General features: G+C 45.6%; 21 protein-coding genes. 11 read left to right on the top strand and 10 right to left on the bottom strand.

Features of this window, described 5'->3' with window-relative positions; all coding sequences use genetic code 11:
* Positions 1-151 precede the first annotated feature (151 nt).
* Positions 152-496 (top strand): hypothetical protein, encoded by a 345-nt coding sequence (locus JGK11_RS13150; RefSeq protein WP_293211975.1) that lies wholly within the window; start codon positions 152-154, stop codon positions 494-496.
* Entirely contained in the window at positions 493-693 is a 201-nt protein-coding gene (locus JGK11_RS13155) for a hypothetical protein (protein WP_265234579.1), read from the top strand. The genes JGK11_RS13150 and JGK11_RS13155 overlap by 4 nt, the downstream gene beginning before the upstream one ends.
* Positions 694-933: 240 nt before the next feature.
* Here JGK11_RS13155 and JGK11_RS13160 read toward each other — a convergent pair whose 3' ends face one another.
* From JGK11_RS13160 to JGK11_RS13170, 3 genes are all read right to left on the bottom strand, one after another.
* Positions 934-1,539: a hypothetical protein gene (locus tag JGK11_RS13160; protein ID WP_293211977.1), complete on the bottom strand. Its 606-nt coding sequence runs from the start codon at positions 1,537-1,539 to the stop codon at positions 934-936.
* Between the two features lie 216 nt (positions 1,540-1,755).
* Positions 1,756-4,101: a DNA helicase PcrA gene (gene pcrA, locus JGK11_RS13165; protein WP_293182168.1), complete on the bottom strand. Its 2,346-nt coding sequence runs from the start codon at positions 4,099-4,101 to the stop codon at positions 1,756-1,758.
* A 315-nt stretch (positions 4,102-4,416) separates the two neighbouring features.
* A complete protein-coding gene (locus JGK11_RS13170; protein WP_293207855.1) occupies positions 4,417-4,800 on the bottom strand; it encodes a YkvA family protein in 384 nt (127 codons plus the stop codon).
* A 301-nt stretch (positions 4,801-5,101) separates the two neighbouring features.
* On the opposite strand from JGK11_RS13170, the gene JGK11_RS13175 reads away from it, so the two are divergent.
* Complete coding sequence (locus JGK11_RS13175) at positions 5,102-5,848, top strand: SIMPL domain-containing protein (RefSeq protein WP_293211979.1); 747 nt, start codon at positions 5,102-5,104, stop codon at positions 5,846-5,848.
* Positions 5,849-6,125: 277 nt separating this feature from the next.
* Here JGK11_RS13175 and JGK11_RS13180 read toward each other — a convergent pair whose 3' ends face one another.
* The 6 genes from JGK11_RS13180 to JGK11_RS13205 form a co-directional block, all read right to left on the bottom strand.
* Positions 6,126-7,397: a response regulator gene (locus JGK11_RS13180; RefSeq protein WP_293182174.1), complete on the bottom strand. Its 1,272-nt coding sequence runs from the start codon at positions 7,395-7,397 to the stop codon at positions 6,126-6,128.
* An 11-nt stretch (positions 7,398-7,408) separates the two neighbouring features.
* Positions 7,409-10,201 carry a hybrid sensor histidine kinase/response regulator gene (locus tag JGK11_RS13185; protein WP_293211981.1) on the bottom strand — a complete coding sequence of 931 codons (2,793 nt, stop codon included), beginning with the start codon at positions 10,199-10,201 and terminating at the stop codon, positions 7,409-7,411.
* 467 nt (positions 10,202-10,668) lie between these two features.
* Positions 10,669-11,055: an SH3 domain-containing protein gene (locus JGK11_RS13190; RefSeq protein WP_293182178.1), complete on the bottom strand. Its 387-nt coding sequence runs from the start codon at positions 11,053-11,055 to the stop codon at positions 10,669-10,671.
* Positions 11,052-11,384, bottom strand: a complete 333-nt coding sequence (locus JGK11_RS13195) for a DUF433 domain-containing protein (RefSeq protein WP_293182180.1) — start codon at positions 11,382-11,384, stop codon at positions 11,052-11,054. The genes JGK11_RS13190 and JGK11_RS13195 overlap by 4 nt, the downstream gene beginning before the upstream one ends.
* Before the next feature lie 72 nt (positions 11,385-11,456).
* The gene (locus JGK11_RS13200) at positions 11,457-11,798 is read right to left on the bottom strand and encodes a XisI protein (RefSeq protein WP_293193205.1); all 342 of its coding nucleotides are present in this window, start codon (positions 11,796-11,798) and stop codon (positions 11,457-11,459) included.
* Positions 11,786-12,202: a XisH family protein gene (locus JGK11_RS13205; RefSeq protein WP_293182184.1), complete on the bottom strand. Its 417-nt coding sequence runs from the start codon at positions 12,200-12,202 to the stop codon at positions 11,786-11,788. The genes JGK11_RS13200 and JGK11_RS13205 overlap by 13 nt, the downstream gene beginning before the upstream one ends.
* A 210-nt stretch (positions 12,203-12,412) precedes the next feature.
* Here JGK11_RS13205 and JGK11_RS13210 point away from each other — a divergent pair, with 210 nt between their 5' ends.
* The 8 genes from JGK11_RS13210 to proB all read left to right on the top strand — a co-directional run bounded on the left by JGK11_RS13210 (position 12,413) and on the right by proB (position 20,619).
* A complete protein-coding gene (locus tag JGK11_RS13210; protein WP_293182186.1) occupies positions 12,413-13,594 on the top strand; it encodes a F420-0:Gamma-glutamyl ligase in 1,182 nt (393 codons plus the stop codon).
* A gap of 339 nt (positions 13,595-13,933) precedes the next feature.
* Positions 13,934-15,253, top strand: coding sequence for a GNAT family N-acetyltransferase (locus JGK11_RS13215; RefSeq protein ID WP_293211983.1), 1,320 nt, complete (start codon positions 13,934-13,936; stop codon positions 15,251-15,253).
* Between the two features lie 217 nt (positions 15,254-15,470).
* Entirely contained in the window at positions 15,471-15,932 is a 462-nt protein-coding gene (ruvX, locus tag JGK11_RS13220) for a Holliday junction resolvase RuvX (RefSeq protein WP_293182189.1), read from the top strand.
* Between the two features lie 36 nt (positions 15,933-15,968).
* A complete protein-coding gene (locus JGK11_RS13225) occupies positions 15,969-16,211 on the top strand; it encodes a hypothetical protein (RefSeq protein WP_293198981.1) in 243 nt (80 codons plus the stop codon).
* Positions 16,212-16,240: 29 nt separating this feature from the next.
* A complete protein-coding gene (locus JGK11_RS13230) occupies positions 16,241-16,816 on the top strand; it encodes a DUF3727 domain-containing protein (protein WP_293182193.1) in 576 nt (191 codons plus the stop codon).
* Positions 16,817-17,174: 358 nt separating this feature from the next.
* Positions 17,175-18,299, top strand: a complete 1,125-nt coding sequence (mltG, locus tag JGK11_RS13235; protein WP_293182195.1) for an endolytic transglycosylase MltG — start codon at positions 17,175-17,177, stop codon at positions 18,297-18,299.
* A 375-nt stretch (positions 18,300-18,674) separates the two neighbouring features.
* Positions 18,675-19,196, top strand: coding sequence for a YqeG family HAD IIIA-type phosphatase (locus tag JGK11_RS13240; RefSeq protein WP_293182197.1), 522 nt, complete (start codon positions 18,675-18,677; stop codon positions 19,194-19,196).
* 313 nt (positions 19,197-19,509) lie between these two features.
* Positions 19,510-20,619 (top strand): glutamate 5-kinase, encoded by a 1,110-nt coding sequence (gene proB, locus JGK11_RS13245; RefSeq protein ID WP_293211985.1) that lies wholly within the window; start codon positions 19,510-19,512, stop codon positions 20,617-20,619.
* 222 nt (positions 20,620-20,841) lie between these two features.
* Here the strand turns inward: proB and JGK11_RS13250 are convergent, their stop codons facing one another.
* The gene (locus JGK11_RS13250; RefSeq protein ID WP_293211987.1) at positions 20,842-21,585 is read right to left on the bottom strand and encodes a hypothetical protein; all 744 of its coding nucleotides are present in this window, start codon (positions 21,583-21,585) and stop codon (positions 20,842-20,844) included.
* Positions 21,586-22,327 lie beyond the last annotated feature (742 nt).

The following is a 22,327-nucleotide window of genomic DNA, read 5'->3' on the forward strand; positions in this document are numbered from 1 at the left end:
GATCGATGCTATAGATTGTAACCTGGATGCTTTTAGTTAGGTTAAAAGGTGGTAAATTAGGAGTGCGATCGCTCTTGATTAAAAATGAAATGGGAGCAAGCAAAGATTCTGATATATTGTGTTAAGTTGTTATCCCTAAAAATCAAGGACAATGGCAAAGCTACCTGATGACATCCTGAACACAATTTTCAGTTTACAGCGACGGCTAGTGGAACTCCTCAACGAGACAACTGCCACAGAATATATTTTAATGCAGCAGTTTGGCGAGACAGAAGCGACACTCCCCGAACTTGAATCCCTGGATAATGTTAAAGAAAGGTTGAGAAACCCTTACAATCGTTTGTACAGGCTTTTGCAGCAAGTGGCAGAATCTCAACCCGCTGCGACTGCGGATACGTTAAACTTTCTGTATAGAACGATAGAACAAACAGAGGCGACTGTCGATGCCTCAGAAGCAACTATCCGAGAAATTAAAATCGATTGGAATTTGCCATGAATCAACAACCTAGAATCCCCGATGCTGAAACCAGAAAGCGACACGTTGACAAGATGCGTGAAGTCTGCCAACAGTTGGACGCTTTGACTCTAAACCTGGATGAATTAATCGCTATATTTGAAGCTGACAACCGCCGCCAGCGTCGAGAACGTTTGGCGGGTAAATACAGGCGTGTGGAATCTCAGGTAGTCGAATAAGATATGAGATGTTGCATCATTGATTCTTAATAAGTTTTTTATGAACAGTCAAGATGCCTGTTCCACAAAGAGTAAATTTTATTGTGGAACAGGCATCTTGACTGTTAAGCCAGAAGGTTTCCTACGCGATAGCTTTGAATTATTTCTTTTGAGTCCCCTTCTGTTCGGACTTTGGTTGTTTAGTAATGGTTGAAATTGCCGACTCCGATCGCAGATTTTCAACACAGATTTGATATGATGCTAATTTTGGCGTACCATCCACACTAAAAATCCCAATATTCGATCGACGGGAGGTAGCGGATAGTCGGTAAGATCGATCGTCACTATTTGCCCTTCCAGCTTGAGAAATCGCCAAGCTGTGCCGCTGGAAACGCTGCCGTAGATGGCTAAAATCGATCGCCCTTTCGCTTCATTAAACCTCTGGGCCGCCACCATTTCCGCAATACACTGCCCCAAACCTACTTTCAAATCTCCTTTTTTAGCTTCTACCATCACAATGGCTGGGGCTTCAATGTCTAATTGTTCGGGGGAACGACTGATCAGAAAATCGCAGACTCCTGTAAGTCCAACAGCAGCATCGACATTGAATTCCTCACCCGAAAACACGCTGATTTGTTGGTTGAGAATCCTGCGAACTTCCAGCAAGACAGGGTTGATAATGGCTTCAGAACGGGCTTTTTCGGTGCTGGTGGCGATCGCCCAAGGCAAATTTGTCTCCAGCATGGTCTGCAAGGCTGTTGCAGGTGCGATCGGCTCAATTTCCGGCAAAAATCTGATTCCTTCCACTACTGTGAGATTGAAGGCTTCTTTAACTTTGCCGATCGTTGTAAATTGACTGTAAGACATAAGAGTTTATGTTTTGATTTCTGCTTTTTACTTAGAAAATCCGGCGGTTGAAACCGCGTCTACACAAACGATGTCCGCCTCCGCGGACTGAAGACAAAAACGTAATTTTTATCGCATTTTTACCGTCCATTCTTCAACCCGCGGAGGCGGGTTTTGCCTGTATAGACGCGGTTTCAACCGCCGGGTCTTCTTCAACCCGCCGACACGAATTTTCTATCACACTCGCTGCAACTTCGCCGTCCTCGGATCGATGATTTTACGGCCCAAACCTGTAAACTTAATTGCCAGATTAGTTTTATCGCCTACTCCCAAAACGTGAGTAATTTCTCCAACTCCAAAAGCATGATGAAAAACTCGTTCCCCAGCTTTCCACTCTGATGGAGAACTCCCAGAATGGGCTGCTGAATTATTAGTTTTTCCCTGGGATGCAGCCGTTTTAGCTGTCTTAGTTTTCTTCGTACTTCCAGCCAACAAATGTGTTGGCAATTCTCCCAAAAATAGCGAAGGCGTGCAGTGTTCGCGGTATCCTCCCCAGAGGCGGCGTTCGCGAGTGTGAGTGAGAAATAGCAATTCCTGGGCGCGAGTGATGCCGACGTAGCACAAACGGCGTTCTTCTTCGATCGCCTTTGGGTCATCTAAACTGCGGAAATTGGGAAATAAACCCTGTTCCATTCCGACGAGAAAGACTACGGGAAATTCTAACCCTTTGGCTGAGTGCAGCGTCATCAGCGATACGCGGGAATCGTCTTCTTTCAAGTCATCTAAATCGGATGCTAAAGATGCTTTTGCTAAAAATGATGTGAGGGTCGGTTCTTCGTTTTGTTCTTCAAATTGGATCACCGCATTGTACAATTCTCGAACGTTTTCGATCCGATTTTCGGCTTCTTCGGTTCCTTGGTTTTTCAAATCGTCAATGTAACCGGAATCTTCGATAATTCCTTGGACAATTTGTGACGCGGACGTAGTTTCAAGTTTTTGTTGCCAATTACCGATCATTTGGGCAAACTTAACGATCGCTTTTGCCGATCGCCCTGCGAGAGTATTTACAGAAGACTCATCGCTGAGAATTTCCCACAACGGAATCCCCAACTGAGTTGCAGCCTCTTCGATTTTACCAAATGTGGTGTCGCCAATGCCGCGGCGGGGAGTGTTGATGATGCGTTTGAGGCTGACGCTATCGTCGGGATTGGCGATCGTTCGCAGGTATGCTAAGATATCTTTGATTTCTTTGCGATCGTAAAACTTCAGCCCGCCGACAATATTGTAGGGAATATCTAAGTACATTAACGCTTCTTCAAAGGAGCGAGATTGAGCGTTTGTGCGGTAGAGAATTGCAAAGTTGCTACCGTGTTCGTATTCGGAGTTTTGGCGCTTCAGCGTTTGAATTTGACCAGCTACAAATTGCGCTTCATCTATTTCGTTGTCAGCGCGCCACACCACAACCGGAGCTCCGGGTTCGCGAGTCGGGCGCAGAACCTTATCAATGCGTTCGGTATTGTGTTCTATCAAGTGGTTGGCGAGTTCGAGGATGTTTTCGCGCGATCGATAATTCTCCTCTAATTTTACCATTGTCTGAGTCTTCTCGTCCGACAAACCATCGCCGAAATCCTCTTGAAATTCCAGCAAGATAGTATAATCTGCCATCCGAAAACTGTAAATTGATTGATCGACATCGCCCACGACAAAAATCGAGCGATTTTGCCATTTATCAAACTGTTTCGGGTCAACGTTATTCGTGACTAACATCCGAATCAAATCGTATTGAGTGCGGTTAGTATCTTGATATTCGTCTACTAAAATATGGCAAAACTTTCTATGCCAATAATTTAAAACTTGCTCATTTTGGGATAATAGTTTAACTGGAACGAGAATTAAATCGTCAAAATCTAAGCCGTTGTTAGCTGCTAAAGCATCTTGGTAGCGACTGTAAACATCGGCAATTACGCGCCCTCTATAATCCGGTTCGGCGGCGAGGAATTCTTGAGGCGACCAACCTTTATTTTTAGCGTTGCTGATGACATATCTGACTTTGCGCGGGTCAAATTTCTTATCATCGAGGTTGAGGACTTTGGTAACGATTTGTTTGACGAGAGTTTGAGCATCTGACTCGTCAAAAATCGAAAAATTCTTCTTCCACTGGCGGCCTTTTTCGTCTTGATATTTCTCAATGTCGTAGCGGAGAATCCGGCCGCACAGAGAGTGGAAAGTTCCCATCCAAATCTGTTTGGTAATTCTGTGGTAAATTTGCGATCGCAATTTCGTCTGTATTTCCGGCGCTAAATCTGCCAAAGGTTTGCCATATTCCGCTTCAGCTTGCTGAGTCGCCAGCAATTTCTCAATTCTTTCTTTCATCTCCCTAGCGGCTTTGTTGGTAAATGTCACCGCCAGAATATTTTCAGGATCGACTCGGTTGGTGCGAACTAAGTTAGCTACGCGGTAAGTTAGAGCTCGGGTTTTCCCGGAACCGGCGCCTGCTACTACTAACAGCGGCCCGTTGTAATGGACGACTGCTTGGCGCTGGGATGGGTTGAGGTGGCTGAGGTGATCGGTAGTTTGAGTCATAGTTGGATAGTTAGTTGTTGGATTTTTTTAAGGGATAAATAATAGTTGGTATGCGATACTGCGAGTTTTTTTGGCGAGTTTTTTTTAAGGTCAGGCGCGATCGCCCTACAATATAATATCATGAATATCGGACGCACGGTTGAAACCGATCCTATACAAACGATGTCCGCCATAAGACGGCGGTTGAAACCGCGTCTACACAAACCATGTCCGCCTCCGCGGACTAATAAAATAAGATAATTTTCACTGCTTATTCTTCAACCCCTCTGAGCTCGGGTTTTGTCTGTATAGCCGCGGTTTCAACCGCCGGGTATTCTAACGTTTCAATATTTGTTTCAGCAAAATTGCAGCTAATATTCCCAAGCTAATCCAGATGGCAATAATTACAGCAGTGGCTGTCCGATTTATCGGTTTTCCTCGCTCTATTTCCGCGGCTGCTTTTTCCCGACACTCAGCTAAAACCTGTGGCGGAATCATCTTCAGTACCAACCAAATTCCTAATGGTACAATTATTAAATCGTCCAAGTAGCCGAGAATTGGGATGAAGTCGGGAATTAAGTCGATCGGGCTAAAAGCATACGCAACTGTAACACCTGCTAAAACTCTGGCGTACCAAGGTACTCTTTGGTCTGTACTGGCTAAATAAACAGCGTAAGTCTCTTTTTTGAGTTGGCGGGCAGCTTGTTTTAAGGATTGCATATAAAAAATAATGACTGATGACTAATAACCAATGATTAATGACTAATGACCAAGGGTGCATCTGGGTTTTGAAGAGGGCGAAGCATGACCGCATATAAGTTATTAGTTATAATTTCATATTCACTGCGGTCATGCTTCGCCCCTACAGATATATTTGCCAAACCCAGATGCACCAATGACTAATGACTAATGACTAATGACTAAAATTTTTAGTTGCTAAAAACGTAACAGGCTGAATCTTTAGCAATTCCAGTGCGAAGGTCAAGTATATCATCTGTTGTATGTGAGGAGCATCGAGTTTATGAATTCAAATTTGCAACGCAATACTAGAATCAATTTCCGCAGTCTGCTAACAGCGTTATGTTTAACCTTAACTCTCGTTAGTTTTGTGAGATTAGATCCGGTACAGGCTCAAGAACAGCGGATCAGAACGCTAACGGTTACTGGGCGAGGTGTGGAAGCGATTCCGACAACTCAAACTTTCGTGTATTTGGGGGTTGAGGTGCAAGGGAAAACGGCGGCCGAGGTGCAGCAGGAAGCGGCAAAGCGATCGTCCGCTGTGGTAGAATTGCTGCGATCGCGCCAAGTGGAAAAACTCGAAACCGCCGGTATCACCCTCAACCCGAATTACAGCTACGAAAACAACCAACAGCGCTTATTAATAGGGTATACTGCTACAAATACCGTCAGTTTTCGTATCAATACTCAATCTGCTGGCACTTTGCTAGACGATGCAGTGAGCGCCGGAGCAACCCGAATTCAAGGTGTGAGTTTTGTAGCTACTGAAAGTGCGATCGCCCAAGCTCAAAAACAAGCACTCAAAAAAGCAACTCAAGACGCTCAATCGCAAGCAGATGCAGTCTTAAACGCGCTCAACTTCAAGCGGGGAGAAATTCTCAGCATTCAAGTCAACGGTGCTTCCGCACCGCCTCCTGTGTACCAGAATTTTGGTGGTGTTCGTGCTGCTGGTGATATTGCTCTTCCAACACCGGTGATAGGAGGGGAACAGCAGGTAAATGCTTCTGTGACTTTGCAAATTAGCTATTGATGTTGTGCAGTGCGAGCGTCCCCGCTCGCGTTCAGAATAACCCCCCGCTCGCGTTCAGAATAACCCCCCGCTCGCGTTCAGAATAATCCCTCGTAAGGGTTCAGAATAATTGCTCGCACTCTCGCGATCGATCGCGATTGGGAACGCTCGCACTCGGCTATAATTCCGATATCATCGGCTTTGATTTCAAGCCGACACAGTTAGGAAGTTATTAATAGCTGAAACCATTGCTTTCCTTCTTCCTTCTTCCTTCTTCCTTCTTCCTTCTTCTATAAAATTAAATAGGAAGTTCGATCGCAAATTCAGTACCTTTCCCGGCGATAGACTTGCAGAACAATTGACCGCCGTGCTTATCACTCACAATCTGCTTAGCGATCGACAATCCCAGCCCCGTGCCCTTACCAACCGCTTTCGTGGTAAACAAAGGTTCAAACAAATGTTGTTGAATCTCCTCCGTCATTCCCAACCCGTTATCCGCAATTCTGACGATCGCACTTTCGCGCAAAACTTCCGTGCTAATGGTAATATTCAGAGGACGCTGGTCTTTTTCCCAAGCCTCTTCCACAGCATCAATCGCATTTGCTAGCAAATTCATAAACACTTGGTTCATCGGGCCGGGATAGCATTTAATTAGGGGCAATTCACCGTAGTTTTGGATAACTTCAATAGCCGGGCGACATCCTTGATCCTTGAGTCGGTGTTTTAACAGCAACAGCGTACTATCTAGAGTTTGGTGCAGCTCAATCGCGCTCACAGTATCTCCATCCGAACGAGCAAAGTTTCGCAGCGACAGCGAAATATCTTTAATGCGCTCAGTGCCTACTTCCATGGAATCTAACAAGTGAGAAAAATCCTCGATCACAAACTCCAAATCTATGTCTTCAATCTTGCTAGCGATATCTGATGGAGGTTCAGGATAATATTTTTGATAAAGGCTAAGAAGTTCTGTAATCTCAGTAAGATATTCCTTTGCAGGCGCAATGTTGCTGACCATAAAACTCAGCGGGTTGTTAATTTCATGGGCGACTCCCGCCACGAGTTGTCCCAGGGCGGACAGTTTTTCTTGCTGCACTACCTTGACTTGGGCTTTTTGTAAAGCGCAAGTGCGTTCTGTAACTTGCTGTTCCAGATTGTCGGTCAACTCTTTGAGCCGCCAGTGAATGTTAACTCTCGCAATTACTTCGTCTTGTTCAAAAGGTTTTGTGATGTAATCCACCGCACCTAATGACAATCCTTTCATCTTACTTTCGGCATCTGCTAAAGCAGTCATAAAAATGACTGGAATTGCCTTTGTTAGCTGGTTCTCTTTAATTCGGCGACAGGTTTCAAAGCCGTCGATTCCCGGCATTTGCACATCTAGCAAAATTAGTTCTGGAAAAAAGTTTTTTGCCGGATTGACCGGACATTTTTCTAGCATAACGAGCGCCGATTCTCCGTCCACGGCTACCCGCACTTTGTAGCCTGCTGTTTTTAAGGCTTGCGACAGCACAGACAAATTGGTGGCACTGTCATCTACTATCAAAATAAATTTTTTATCAGACTCAAGCATGATTTTTCCCCTTAAACTTTTGATAAATGTTCTTGAATCAATGCCCGCAGCTCTTTGACTTGAAAACCTTCTGCCAAAACGAGTATTTTTTGGGCAAAAAGCGCGTGTTCTGGATTCGCTGTTTGGATTTCCTCCGCAATCTCGATTACCGCATCTAAATCGCCAGATTGAGCTTGTTCATCTAATAACTGTAAAATCTCGATCGCCGGAATCTGCATTTCATTTGGCATCGCATTTTGCGCTTTTTTACGCGCAGTTACTGTGTCGTCATATACCCAGTCCAATTGCAAATATTTTTGAAGTAAGCCTAGCAATACATCTGCTTGTACTGGTTTTGGCAAAAAATCATTTCCGCCTGCATCCAGGCTCTTTTGGCGATCGATCTCAAACACGCTTGCAGACGACACTAGCACGATCGCATCTCGCAGTTGAGGATGAGTGCGGATTTGGTGCAAAAACTCGAATCCGTCCATCACCGGCATCGCTAAATCGGTGAGGATTAAATCGGGTTTGGTGGCTAAAGCGATATCGAGTCCTTCCTTACCATCAGCCGCTTCAATCATCTTAAAGCCGATCGGTTCTAGCAAGTTCACCAGCACAGCCCGATTTTCCCACCTGTCATCCACCACCAGAATTTTGCGTTTTTCACCCAAGTAACCCAAAACAGCGCCCTGTTCGACGATTCTCGAACTATCAGCCCAATTTTGCGCCTCTGGGAGTGACACTTCAAAGGAAAAAATACTGCCAACTCCTGCACGACTGTCGATCGCAATTTCACTCTGCATTAAGCCTACAATCTTTTGACTGATCCCAAGTCCCAATCCAGTACCTTCCGATTGTTTTTTCACATCACCTACTTGCTCAAAAGGTAAAAATATTTTCTTAACTTGTACTGCGGTCATTCCCGGGCCTGTATCTTCAACTGTAAAGCGAATTTTATATATTTTTTGATTTAAATTTAACTGAGAACTTGAATCGGAAAACTCAGCATCTTTAATCACATCAACCTGAAAAACCACTCCGCCTTTTTCCGTAAACTTAGTTGCATTTCCCAGCAAATTTAGCAGCACTTGGCGCAAACGTTTTTCATCACCGCAAACCCCAGTCGGGAGTTGCGAATCAATCTGCAAATCAAAGGTAATTGCCTTTTCCTGGGCGCGAATCATGCAGATTTCCGCAACACCTTGGATGAATGAAGGTAGGTGAAAAGCTGTGGGATGCAATTCGAGTTTCCGGGCTTCAATTTTCGACAAATCCAAGACATCATTAATCAGCGTTAGCAGGTGCGAACCGCACTGATAAATGATATCAACACCGCTGCGTCCTTTTTGCGTCATCGGTTCGCTGCGCTGGAGAATTTGTGCGTAGCCTAAAATGCCGTTGAGGGGAGTTCGCAATTCGTGGCTCATGTTAGCCAAAAATTCGCTTTTGGCGCGGTTGGCGCCGTCTGCCATTTCTTTGGCAATTTTGAGTTCTACGGTGCGTTCTTCGACGCGCTGTTCGAGTTCGAGGTTGGTATTTTCTAGGGCTGTAAAAGAGTCGCGCAGTTGCTGCGCCATGTCGTTGAAGGATTCCGAAAGCACGCCCAGTTCATTCTTACCGGAGACTTCCACAGTGCGATCGAACTTCCCAGAGGCGAAATCCTGTGATGCTTGGCTCAAAAGTGCGATCGGCCCAGCAATCAGGCGGGAAGTGTAAAAACCCACAACCGTAGCCACAATTAAGGCGCCGATACAAAATAGAATCGTAGTGCGAGTATTAGCATTAATTTGCCCCATGAAATCCGATTCAGGAACCGCCACAACTACCAACCAATCCAATCCCCACTCATCTTTCCAGGGTAAAATTTGGACAAACTGGTGTTCTTTATTCAGCAAGAAATCAAGCTGTTGATTATCTTTAATCTTGTTGAGATCGCCAAAATGCTTAACTAAATATTGAGATGTCGATCGGATCAGCACATCGCTACTTTCTGATGCGTTTAACCGTTTAGGCTTGCCATCAATCAATTTAAAAGGTTGCTCGGTGCTGGAACTCGCAACAATTAGCCCGCTGCGTTCCAAAATAAACGTTTTGCCCGATTTACTGACTTTCAATTTACGCAAAAAATCGCTAATTTCCGAAAGACGCTGGTCGATGACTATGACACCAATTAGTTGATTGTTCTTGTCATAAATCGGTCTGTTTGCAGAAACAGACAGAGGATAAGGCGTGGTTGTCCACTGATATAAAACCCATGTCTGTTTTCCAGCTTTAACCGTGTTTGAGTACCACGGTTCTTTCTCGAACTCAAAATTTTTAAATATCTCAGCAAGCTTAGTGGGATTGCCCTGACTATCTGTATTGTAAAAGTAATGATCTCGATTGCCACGTTGCTTTGGATTGCTGATGCCAGAAATAATATTTTGATCTGTTTGATATCCAGCACCCGCATACTCGCCTCCTGGAGCGCCAAAGCTGATGTAGCCGACATTAAACAATTGCATCTGTTTCCAGAAAAAACGAGCCATATTATCTAAATCTTTGGGATCGAGCAATCCCACATCGAAGGCATCACCATTAACTTGAGCAAGGTGGCGTGCTGTGTCGAGTTGGCTGTCCAGATGCTGGTCAATGCGGCTGCTGACTTCAGTCCGCAGTTGAGATGCCAAATCGTTGACTGCTTTCTGTCCGTTGCGAAAAGATAAGTAGCCAACAATGCCGACCGCCCCCATGATTTGTAACACGAAGGGGACAATCAAAACAGCTCGCAGCGGGGCGCTACCTATGAGTTTGTTAAAGATTGAAGCCTGGGATGATGGCATATGACAATTCGCTATTGCAGCGATGCGGATATTCTTTTTGCTCGACTACACTTAGGCAAGCTGTTTTTTTATAGACATCGATCGGGCGATCGCCTTTATTTGAGTATCACCTAATTTGTGGTTATGTATCGATATTAACCCAAAAATGGTTTAAGCTAATATTTTTCACAATGAATTTAATACCTCGCCCGCACAGCAGCACTTCTAGAAGTTTCTCTAAGTTCCTCGGAGAAACGAGGTTAATGAGGTAAGGGCGTTGTTGAGGTGTTGTTCGCACTGTCCTGGTAAATAAATATCAGGGAATTCTCGTAGGAGTTGTGCCGAATTCATACTTGAAGTTTGGTGGCAAATACTTAAGTACATAGAATCGGATAAGTGCGATCGAGAGTTGTTTGGGCGATCGCATATTTAAAGTAAAATAAAAGAGAAAGTCCGTGCAGAGTGCCTCCTCTTTTTGAGCGCCACACCTAGGGATTAGGACATCTGAGTTTCAAAAAGTCTGCTTTGATCCAACCTTTGTACTCACTTGCTCTCAATCTTGTCGTCAAATACCAGACATTTCCTTCACTATCTTTGCGACTGAGTGGAGATACGACAGCACTTTTATTTTGGTCATCATTAGCGACAATGACTAGATTTCCTACCGATACAGTGCCTACAACGCTAAAAATGCTTCCAGCACCCGATCTGATATTAACTTGTGAGCCAATATCTTCACCTACAATATCGGCGACGCAGCTTTTGTCTGTGATGGATTGAGCGATCGCACTCTTAGTGAGTTGTGGAGCGAAGATAGCTATAGTGGCGATTTCTAGAAGCATGAAAACGCAAATTTTTAATCTAATTTTCGTCATAATGCGCCTTTTTTCCGATTTTGAGCAGTTATCAATTGTTGGTACAGAAGTGGACTTTTTTGTCTCAAAGACTGTTGCAATTCCTTAAATTCTGCTTCACCTTCTTCTAAGTACGCATCAACGATTTCTCGGTTGGCAAGATAAAAGGCGATCGCACCATAAACCTGTTCTAGCGAAAGAAGTGGAAAATTTTGGGCAATGCTTTCGGGTGCTTCTCCATTCAAGAAGGAATAAACGACTGAATCGAAGGAAATGCGAGTTCCTTGAATCCAATACCCTCCGTTGCGTTGTTCGATATACTGCTTGGTTGGAGTGATGGCTAGTGTCATAGGGATCGTGGCTGCTTTTTATCTAAATTTTAAACGAATTAGATGAGATAGTTAGAAGGGCGATCGCCTTTCTTAAGCGATCGCAAACTCTGTATATTGCCGTAAATGCGGTGGATGAAACGCCAAAACAATCTCTTCCCGCGAAACCCCAGCCTGCAAAAAATCTGTCACCACCCCATCTTCTGTCCAATCCTCCTCAATCCAAATTTTGCCATCCCGCAATCGCACGTGAATAGTATTGACCTTAATCCGTTCTTCCCCCTGCCAACCCATTACCATCAATAAATAATTGTCGTGTTCCTCGTCAAAAACCAGCACATTTTCTAGCTTTGAATTGGTCGATTTTGACCCCAATTCGTAATATTCAGTTAAAACTTTCCGAATCAAATGACGATAATACTCTAATTTATCCATCGCTCAATTACCTCCTCTTCAGTGTCAAAAGTTAGCAATTTCACCCGATTAGTTTCAACAATTAATTGGGCGAGTTTCTTTTGAAAACCATCCTTATAAACCCTAGTTGCGACCGCTAAATACAATTCGTACTCAGATTTTTGGGCTTGTAAAACATTACGATAAATGATATATTGACCAACTGCATTTTCTAGATCGTTGATGAAAGAGCGGCCTAAAAAACTCTTCACCTCAACAATAATTTTTCGTCCTTGCTGTTCTGCTGCTATCGACTTTTCGGCGGCAATATCAGGATAAAGTTTATCACCACCATATTCCAGCATATAGTTTTCGGCTACAATCAACCAGCCATCTTTAATCAGCGCTTGCTTGACGGCATCATGGTAGATATCTTTAGCTGGCATCGCGAATTCAGTAATTTGATATTTCAAATCTTAACTCAACCGATCGCACATCCCATCCCCACAGCCCGCCAACATCCAAACCGCTGACAGCAAAATTTACTAACTGGCATCCCCCCAGCAAACCCAGCAAATGCAATTACTGCCGGATCGGATCTCGAAGTACCCGAGATCGACTACAGTAAACACAAAATATTATTGGCGGTGATTTGAGTGATTGAGACTTTAGCAACAGGAATCGCAGCAGCCGGTTCGCTGCTGGCATTGGGCGGATTGGGCCTAGAGTTGAACTATCGCCGGACTGGGAGTGCAAATAAACTAGAACTTACAGCCGGAGAATGGCACTTAGCCATAAACGAACCCAACCGCTATCTGTTGGTTGGCGAAATGGAATTCCGCAATCTGACACAGCGGTTCGAGATTATGTTGCCAGATGTGCGGGCACAGGTGAAACTGCTGTCAGACGGAAGTTTAGACGGCGTGACTTCCCAGACAAAAGTCATTCCTGGTCACGAAGACGCAGAAGCAAGAGCAGACGATTACTGGTTCGGCTATATTGTTAAAGCCCAAAAAAACACGAAAATTAAAGTTTCCGTAGACATTCAAGGGCAAGATTTAAACAAATTGCAGTCAGCTTGGGTGCAAATACATTTCATCACCTACGGCCCAAGCGGGCGCATCCCCAGAGTCCGCAACGTAGTAGTCCCGCTGCAATTTCCCAACTCGGACACCGTACCCACAGCCCGCAATGTCGGCGTTGCAGAAGTCTTCCCAATTCGCACCCACATCCTCGCCGAACTCGACAATCCCGTCGAAATTGTCAAGCGTTACGTGTTACCGCGCGCCAACAAAGGTGATATTGTCGCCCTCGCCGAAACTCCCTTAGCCTTGATGCAGGGACGCTACCGCCATCCCAGTGAAGTCAAACCCGGATGGGTAGCCAAGCGAGTCTGCTTGTTTTTCTTGCCGATGTCGAGTTTGGCCACCGCTTGCGGAATGCAGACATTGGTTGATGTAGTTGGGCCTTGGCGTGTAGTGGCCGCATTTGCGATCGGCTCTATAGCTAAAATATTCGGTAAACCGGGAGTCTTTTACCAACTTGCAGGGGAACAAGCCAGGCTAATCGACGATGTTACGGGAACTTTGCCTCCCTTCGACCAATTTATCGTGCTTGGCCCGGACAATCCCCAGCAAGTTGTAGAGGAAATTCAACGAGAAACTGGACTTGCGGCGGCGATCGTAGACGCTAATGACTTAAAAGCAGTTAAGATATTAGCAGCGACCTCCGATTTATCGGTAACATTTTTAGAGCAAGCGTTACGCAGCAACCCCGCCGGGAATGCTGACGAGCGAACACCGGTTGTGTTAATTCGACCTCTACCACAGAAATCTTGAGTTGAAGACTGAAAATTAAAAAATCAAACTAATGATTTGAAATTTTTAATTTTAGATCGATCGAGAAAGGTGAAGAATTAAAAGTTATAAGTTGAGAACTCAAAACTTCCGTAACTCTTCCCCTTTCTTAAAGACATTTGATTTTTTAATTTTCTTGTCCAGTTTCGTGCTATTAGGGTTCTCAACTTTCGTGAGGCACTAGAAAAAAATACCAATAACCAATAACCAATGACAATAACCAATAATTAATAACCAATGACAATAATTAATAACCACTAACCAATGACAAATAACAAATAACAAATAACAAATAACAACTAACCACTTGAGAATTTCTATATGACTTCATTTCCCTCCCAAAACCAAAACCAGGTTGTGATTCGCCCGTTTCAGTACCGCGACATCGAGGCGATGGAACAATTGTGCGCGGAAACAGCCGAACAACCAGAAAAACGCAAGGGCGCAAGCTGCGACTTGGTACTAGGTAAAAAGTTTCAGCAGATTCGTCGCTGGTACGGGCTGCTAAAGCTGTTTAGCTTGTTTCCCAACCCTGGTCAGTCGCTGTTTCGAGCCCATGTTGCCGAAGAAGAGGGGACAGTTAAGGGCATAATTCAGATTTCTCCTTTCAACCGCACCCGCAGCACTTGGCGGATCGATCGCGTCGGGGTAGATCCAGAAGCCCGCAGCAAAGGCATTGGTTCGATGCTGATGCGGTACTGCTTCGAGGCAGTCTGGGAGGCGCGGACGTGGCTGCTGGAGGTGAATGTTGGCGATAAAAGTTCCCTGGCTTTGTACCGCCAGAACGGATTTCAGCCGTTGGCCCAGATGACTTATTGGTCGATCGCCCCGGAACGCCTCCAAGAAATGGCCTCCGCGACGCCAGATTTGCCCAACCTGCTGCCCGTAAGCAACGCCGACGCTCAATTCCTATATCAACTCGATACCGCGTCTATGCCGCCATTAGTACGTCAAGTATTCGATCGGCACATTCAAGACTTCAAAACCAGTTTCTTCGGCGCCTTATTTGAAGGTGTCAAACAGTGGCTGAGCAAAACAGAGGTAGTCAGCGCCTACGTATTTGAACCGCAGCGCAAAGCTGCGATCGGCTATTTTCAGATACAGCTATCCCGCAACGGCCAACAGCCGCACGTCGCCCAGTTGACAGTGCACCCGGCCTACACTTGGCTGTACCCCGAACTGCTATCCCAAATGGCGCGCCTCGTTCAAGATTTCCCAGTCCAAAGCCTGCAACTGGCTTCCGCCGACTATCAGCCGGAACGGGAAGCTTATTTAGAGCAATTTGGAGCCGTGCGTTTGGAACACAGCTTGCTGATGTCGCGATCGGTGTGGCACAAATTGCGCGAGTCCAAGTTAGTCTCCCTCGAAGGACTCCAGCTATCAGAAATGCTGCAAAGCTTCCAGCCAACTCGCAAACCCGTACCGGGTAGGATGTCCTGGCTCGGCCCGATGGCTGGAGAAGCCACAACAGGGCCCGCGTCGTCTGAGATTAAGCCCTTTTTGTTGGACTCCGGAAAAAATCAAGCTAATCAAGTTAACCCTTTGAACTGCCAGAATCCTGAATCTGGAGCAACAGATGCTAGCAGCATTTTGCCTCTGAATTTGCCGGAATTGCCTCAAGAGGGCGACGCCCAAGAATAGAACTTAATTTCTGATATAATGTCGGCTAAATTAAGGGTTTGTAGTGAGGACTTTAGTCCTCTTATTTATGCGGACTAAAGTCCTCACTACAAACCGAAAAAACCCAACTTCTTCCCTTCTTCCTTCGCGTTATTCGCGTCTTCGCGGTTCGTAAAAAAATATCCGGCTCAGAAACAAATAAATCTAAAATCTAAAATCTAAAATCTAAAATTGATTGATGTTCAACGAAAAATTATGGATTTCAGCCCTCGGATTAGATATCGGCAGCAAACGAGTCGGCATCGCCGGATGTGACGGCACTGGTTTAATCGCTACGGGGATTACTACTCTGGTACGATCGTCCTTCGATCGAGATGTAGCTTGTCTCAGAGAACTCGTGGAAGAGCGAAGAGTGCAAATTTTGGTGGCTGGCCTGCCCTACTCCCTCAACGGAGAAGTGGGCACTCAAGCCCGAAAAGTCCAGAAATACGCCACTCGCATCGCCACCGCCTTAGAACTCCCCCTAGAATACGCCGACGAGCGCCTGACTTCTGTGGGCGCCGAGGAACTGATCCAAGCCCAAGGGATGTCCCCGTCGCGCCATAAGGGTTTGATCGATCGCAAAGCAGCGGCCTTGATTTTGCAGCAGTGGCTAGACGAGCGCAGACAAAAGCAAAAGCGCAATTCCCAATCCTCATAGGTAGTAACAGAGGCGTGATATCCTAGTTGTGCAAGTTTGCTACGCACACCTGTAAGCGTTGACACATGGGAGAAAAATCCCCAGAACCTCGGTACTGAAGCAGCACATAACTGTGATTTGTCCTCAGTGTCGCTCTGGACTCGGCTGAGATTTAAACGCTGCACTCCTCGCCTGTGGAAAATGCCGCGAGTCTCGCGGTTTAAGTTTGTGGACTGGCGATCGCCCGAAGAGGCCCAATATCGCCACGAAAATCCCCAATTGTCAAGCAAAGATTACTGAATTATTGACGGAAAATTAAGATACACGCGATGTCCTCATCCCCATACCGCAAAGAGAATGGTAATTCCCACGAAACGTCCGTCACCCTGACGGATGAATTTGGGCGATCGCTAACTTGCAACATAGAATATTCGATGAACCTAGAAGGTCAAGAATACGCCTTGCTGTTGCCGATCGACTCTCCTGTAGAAATTTTTACTTGGCACGGAGACGATACCGACGAAGCAGCAATTCCTGTAGAAGACGAGACCGAAATAGACACAATTTTTGATACTGCTAAAGTTGTCCTGCAAGAGCAGAACTTGACACTCCGGCGCACGGCGGTGACACTGACTGTAGTTGGTGAATTGCCGGAATTTCCTGACGAGGATTTGGAGCCTAATGCCGATCCCGATGAGGAGTCAGAGTTCGAGGAACTAATGTGGTTGACCAGCTTCTATCACGAAGAGCAGGAATATGCCATTTATACACCTCTAGACCCGTTTTTTATCTTGGCTCGAATGAATGATGACGGCAAGCCTGAATTGCTCTCGGAAGAAGAGTTCCAAAGGCTGGAACCGATGTTGCCGATGCTAGAAGATCAGTTCTTTGATGAGCTTGATTAGATATTGAGTTCAGTTTTGCTGGGCTTGTGAAGTGCAAAGAAACTGGTTTAGAGTAGGGGCGGTGTCAAGAGTGGCCGCCCGCTTCGGGTTGATGATGTATACTCGATCGACCTGCAATCTCTAATTGCAGAAGGCATGAGGGCAAAAAGCAGAATATTTGACTATTTTAGACAAAAGTCAACTGCTAGGTCGATCGAACTTTTTCCCTGATTCCGCCTTCCTGTCAGCTCGGGCTATAGAATTGGGCAGCGTGAAGGGCATATTTTCAAGGGCTGGTATCCGTAACTTTTCGGTCATCAATCGCAGGTCATCACTCATTAGTCGCTACTTAATCGCCGCTTATCGAGGACAACGGATTATGAGTAAAGAACAACTGACCAAAGGCAGCGCGCGCGAGGGCCAAAAAAAATCCCCGAAAGTCTCTAAATGGTTGTTTTATCTGGCGTTGCTGCCTGCAATTTGGGGAGTTGGCGCTTGGCAGGGCTGGGCTTGGTGGAGCTGGGCTTCTGCCCCTCCTAAAACAGCCGCCGAGTCAACTCCCCCGTCCAAGGATGCTGCTGTTTCGATTCAAATCCCCCCCGGTACTTCCAGTCAAAAAATCGGGCAGGATTTGGAAGCGGCGGGCTTAATTCGATCGGCAGGAGCATGGAATATGTGGGCCCGCTGGCTGACTATGCAAAACCGCGACGGAGGTTTTAAAGCCGGAACTTACCAACTCTCACCGACTCAGCCTCTGAGTGCGGTTGCTGAAAAAATTTGGAAAGGTGAAGTCGTACAGCAGAGTTTCACGATTCCCGAAGGGTGGTCATTGCAACAAATGAGCACTTATTTTGAAGCCCAAGGTTTTTTTCCGGCTAAGGATTTTATGGCGGCGGCGAGTCAAGTTCCCTACGCTGATTACCCTTGGCTACCCAGTGGCTTGCCTCATTTGGAAGGGTTTTTGTACCCGGATACCTATCAGTTAGACGGCGATGCAGTCAGCCCGGAAGCTGTGATCAAACAAATGCTCGGCCGTTTCGAGCGGATAGCTTTACCGGTCTTTCAAAAAAATCAGAACAATACTAAGCTTTCTTTGAAAGAATGGGTGACGCTGGCGAGTATTGTAGAAAAAGAAGCTGTGGTTGCTTCCGAACGCCATCGCATTTCTGGGGTATTTACCAGTCGCTTGAATAAGGGCATGAAATTGGGTTCCGATCCGACGGTGGAATACGCCCTCGGCATCAGACAAACCAAGGAGAAACCTCTGACTTTTAAGCAGGTGGAAACGCCTTCTCCCTACAATACCTATATGAATGTAGGGCTGCCGCCAACTCCTATCGCAGCTCCGGGAATCGCAAGTCTGGAAGCGACTCTGGCTCCTGAAAATACAGAATACCTGTATTTTATGGCTCGATACGACGGCACTCACATTTTCAGCCGCACTCAGGCGGAACACGATGCTGCTGTGGCTCAAGTTGACCAGAAAGTGCGATCGGGTCAATAGATGGCCAAGGACTAATACATATAGCCTTTCGAGCTTTCATATGAGGTACTCATGGGCATAGGGCATAGGGCATAGGGCATAGGGCATAGGGCAGCCTCCGTGGGCATACCTCACCACGCTTGAGAACCGCTAAAAGTAAAAAGTCAAAAGTTATATTGGATTCGGCTACATCGGAATTATACCGAGCGTTTGAGGCTTCTCATGAGCAAGCGGGACAGCACTACACTCCGAAAATGCTGATTCGGATGCAAACGAAAACGATATTACAAAGCAAAAGCCATAATTATTGACTTTTTACTTTTGACTTTTTGAATGTTTAACTTCCCGCTTCTTATTTCTCAATCTAAAATCTAAAATCTAAAATCTAAAATCATTATGACTTGGGGAAAACTACTACAGCCAGACTTAGTTCTAGGCAATTCGGTCGTAAATTTAACGGCTGATATTCTTGAGAAATATCATATTAAAGGATTAGTGTTGGATGTGGATGAAACTCTCGTTCCCATTACAGCAATGAATGCTTCTGAGGAACTCAGCCTGTGGGTGGCAGAAATTAAACCTATAGTATCGCTGTGGTTGGCGAGCAATAATTTAAGTCAGACTCGGATCGGTCGAATTGCTGAGTCTTTGAATCTACCTTACATCACTGGTGCGGCTAAGCCGTCGCGGCGCAAGTTGCGAAAAGCGGTGACGGCGATGAATTTGCCGGTGGAACAGGTGGCGATGGTGGGCGATCGACTTTTTACTGATGTTTTGGCCGGCAATCGTTTGGGTATGTTTACTATTTTAGTTGAGCCAATGGTTGATGCTGGGTATGCGCTTCGCAAGTATCCGGTGCGTTCTTTTGAAGTTTGGGTGTCTCAAGCTTTGGGTGCTTCTCTTGATAGCAGAAAGTAGTCAGTTGACAGTTGACAGTTGACAGTTGACAGTTGACAGTTGGCAGTTGGCAATTGGCAGTTGGCAGTTGGCAGTTGACAGTTGACAGTTGGCATTAGTGCTGTCCCCGCTCCGCAATTATACAATGATCGGCAATTATACAACGATCGCCAATTATACAACGATCGCGATCGCAAACAGCACTACAAATGCAAAACTGAGATGCTTCCTATGAAGACTTGCATTTTTCACTACAAATCAATTTGATTGCGGGCGTGCGATCGCAGATAATATAACTAATAACTAATAACTAATAACTAATAACTAATAACCGATGACTCAAACTATTGTTGTTAAAATAGGAACTTCGACACTTACTCGATCGACTACCGGGAACTTAGCTCTCTCAACTATTGCTACATTAGTCGAGATTTTGGCCGGTTTGCAGCAACAAGGCCATCGAGTAGTGTTGGTTTCTTCCGGTGCGGTGGGAGTGGGCTGCGCGCGCTTGGGCTTGACGGAACGCCCACGAAATATCGCTCTGAAGCAGGCTGTGGCCGCCGTCGGACAAGGGCGGCTGATGCGCGTTTACGATGACTTGTTCACTACTCTACAACAGCCGATCGCCCAAGTATTGCTCACCAGAGGCGATTTAGTACAGCGCAACGGGTATGTTAATGCCTACAATACGTTTCAGCAACTGCTCAAATTGGGCGTAATTCCGATCGTCAATGAGAACGATACTGTAGCGGTAGACGAACTCAAATTTGGCGATAACGACACGCTTTCGGCGCTAGTAGCGAGTTTGGTAGAAGCAGATTGGTTGTTTGTGCTCACGGATGTCGATCGGCTGTATTCAGCAGATCCGCGCAGCAATCCCGACGCACAGCCGATCGCCCTAGTAGAAAGCATGGCACAACTCACAGCATTGGACGTACAAACAGGAGATTCCCGCAGCGGTTGGGGAACCGGCGGAATGGTGACAAAAATTGAAGCCGCCAGAATCGCCACAGCATCAGGAGTACGCACAGTCATCACCAACGGCTGCTTTCCTGGTAATATTGAGAAAATATTGAACGGCGAGGCGATCGGCACTCAATTCGAGCCGCAACCGCGCCCAGTCAACGCTAGAAAACACTGGATAGCCAACGTCCTAATTCCAGCCGGAAAACTCTATTTAGATGCGGGTGCTGTCAAGGCAATTTCCCACGGCGGAAAATCGCTGTTAGCTGCGGGAATTGCTCGAGTAGAAGGAGAATTTCAAGCTGATGATTCCGTGCAGTTGTGCGACGGAGAAGGCAAACAAATTGCGAGGGGACTTGTCAATTATAGCAGCTTAGAGTTGAGACAAATCAAAGGGTGCAAATCAGATAAAATTGCTGAGATTTTAGGCTATGCAGGGGTTGAAACCGCAGTACACCGAGATAACTTAGTGATTGTTTAATCATTAAAATAAGACGTACGAATGGAATTCGCATCTACACAAACGATGTCCGCCTCCGCGGACTGAAGAAGGTAACATAATTTTAACTGCCGGCTCTTCAACCCGCGGAGGCGGGTTTTCTTTGTGTAGGCGCGAATTCCATTCGCCCAGGCGCGAATTCCATTCGCGAGCGTCTTCTCTCGTGGGGTGAGTGCTTGTATAGACGCGGTTTCAACGGTCTTCTTAACAAACGTCTAAACAGTCAAGAGTGCGATCGAACGCAGAAATCGAGGATACTTGCAGCACAGTTTTGCAAGAATTTGTTGTACTGTGTCCAAATAGCTCGTGCATCGCTTCTGTAAATAGTTCAAATACATTTTGTGCTAATTCTAAAGCTGCTTGGCGTTCCGCATCAGAAAGTTCTATCTCTGCTAAAACTTGCAACATCTCCGGTGTATTTAAAATTTGATGATTTTCCAAACCAACATAACTTCCTCCCAAATAAATATATTCTTTTTTATTGATTTTCTCTAATTCCACGATCACTGCTAGCGCCGCCTCACAAAAAACTGTGGCGGTTCCTTCCAAGGCTTCGGCTAACACCAGTTTCTGAATGGGAGAGGCTTTCCAAGCGTAGCGTTCCAGCACCGAACAGAGCGATCGAGTTTTTTTAGTTTCTTCACCCCAAAGCAGCCTGAAGTCCCCGTAACTCATTAATTTGTTGAAACCCAATGTCTCTAGATGTTGCAGATACCCGTACCAGTAGTAGTTTTCTTTGTAAGTATATTTGTTAATCAGTTCCTGAACCTTGTTATTGCTGGAAGAGTCTCGGAGGACGTACTTGTTTAAATCACTCAAGCCCATAGCCAAAGGATCGAGTACAGGTGCAAAAATTAGTCGTTGATTCGGGTGAATGTGTTTATTAGCTAGAAATTCAAATAACGGCAATTTTGCAAACTCATCTTTTTTTTGTGCAATGAATGCCATAATCTCTTTCATAGCTTTTTCCTCGGAGTGGCTGTTCTCAAGATAATCTCGATCCCTGCATTAATTATCTATGTTTGTGAGTCTAAGTAATTGTGTTTCTTGTCATACATATGTGTATTTTAGATCGTATACTTAGCGTGTTTGCCGTCACAAAATAATGTGATTTGCATCATATTATGGAAAATTACCAGAAAGAATTAGTTGAAAGCCTCTCCCTGCTCGGGAGAAATTAAAATCAGACTATTCATTACTCCAATCCTCGGACTTCTAGGTAGAGGTGGCTCTCAAACTGTCAACTGTCAACTGTCAACTGTCAACTGTTGAAAAGATGTCATTGCGAACGTAAGGCATTGAAGTGAAGCATAAGCCCTAGCCCTTTCAGGGCGGCTTCGCCAACGGGCAGGCACGCGGCTACGCAGGGGTCTGAGACTACTTTTCTCTGCTGTGATAACCGTAGCCCAGGTAAGTATTTAGACGGACACGATCTAAGTCAGGACTTAAGCAGAACCGATGAAAAATAGATCCTGCAATTAAACACACAGATTTTGCGATCGCAAGGGGTAGCTGGCCATGACAGAAATACCTAATTAATGCGTGAGTCCTGTAAGTCTACAAATAACAATTTGCTCTTCCCAGAATTGCCTTTAGAGGCCTCCACAAAAAGAATGATCCAATAGCTATGTGGGTTTAGCGAAAATTTCCACAAACCATTTGTGAAGATTGGGCAGACGATTTATCTGGG

Source organism: Microcoleus sp. PH2017_34_RAT_O_A, assembly GCF_020737885.1.
In the GTDB taxonomy this organism is placed as follows: Bacteria; Cyanobacteriota; Cyanobacteriia; order Cyanobacteriales; family Microcoleaceae; genus Microcoleus.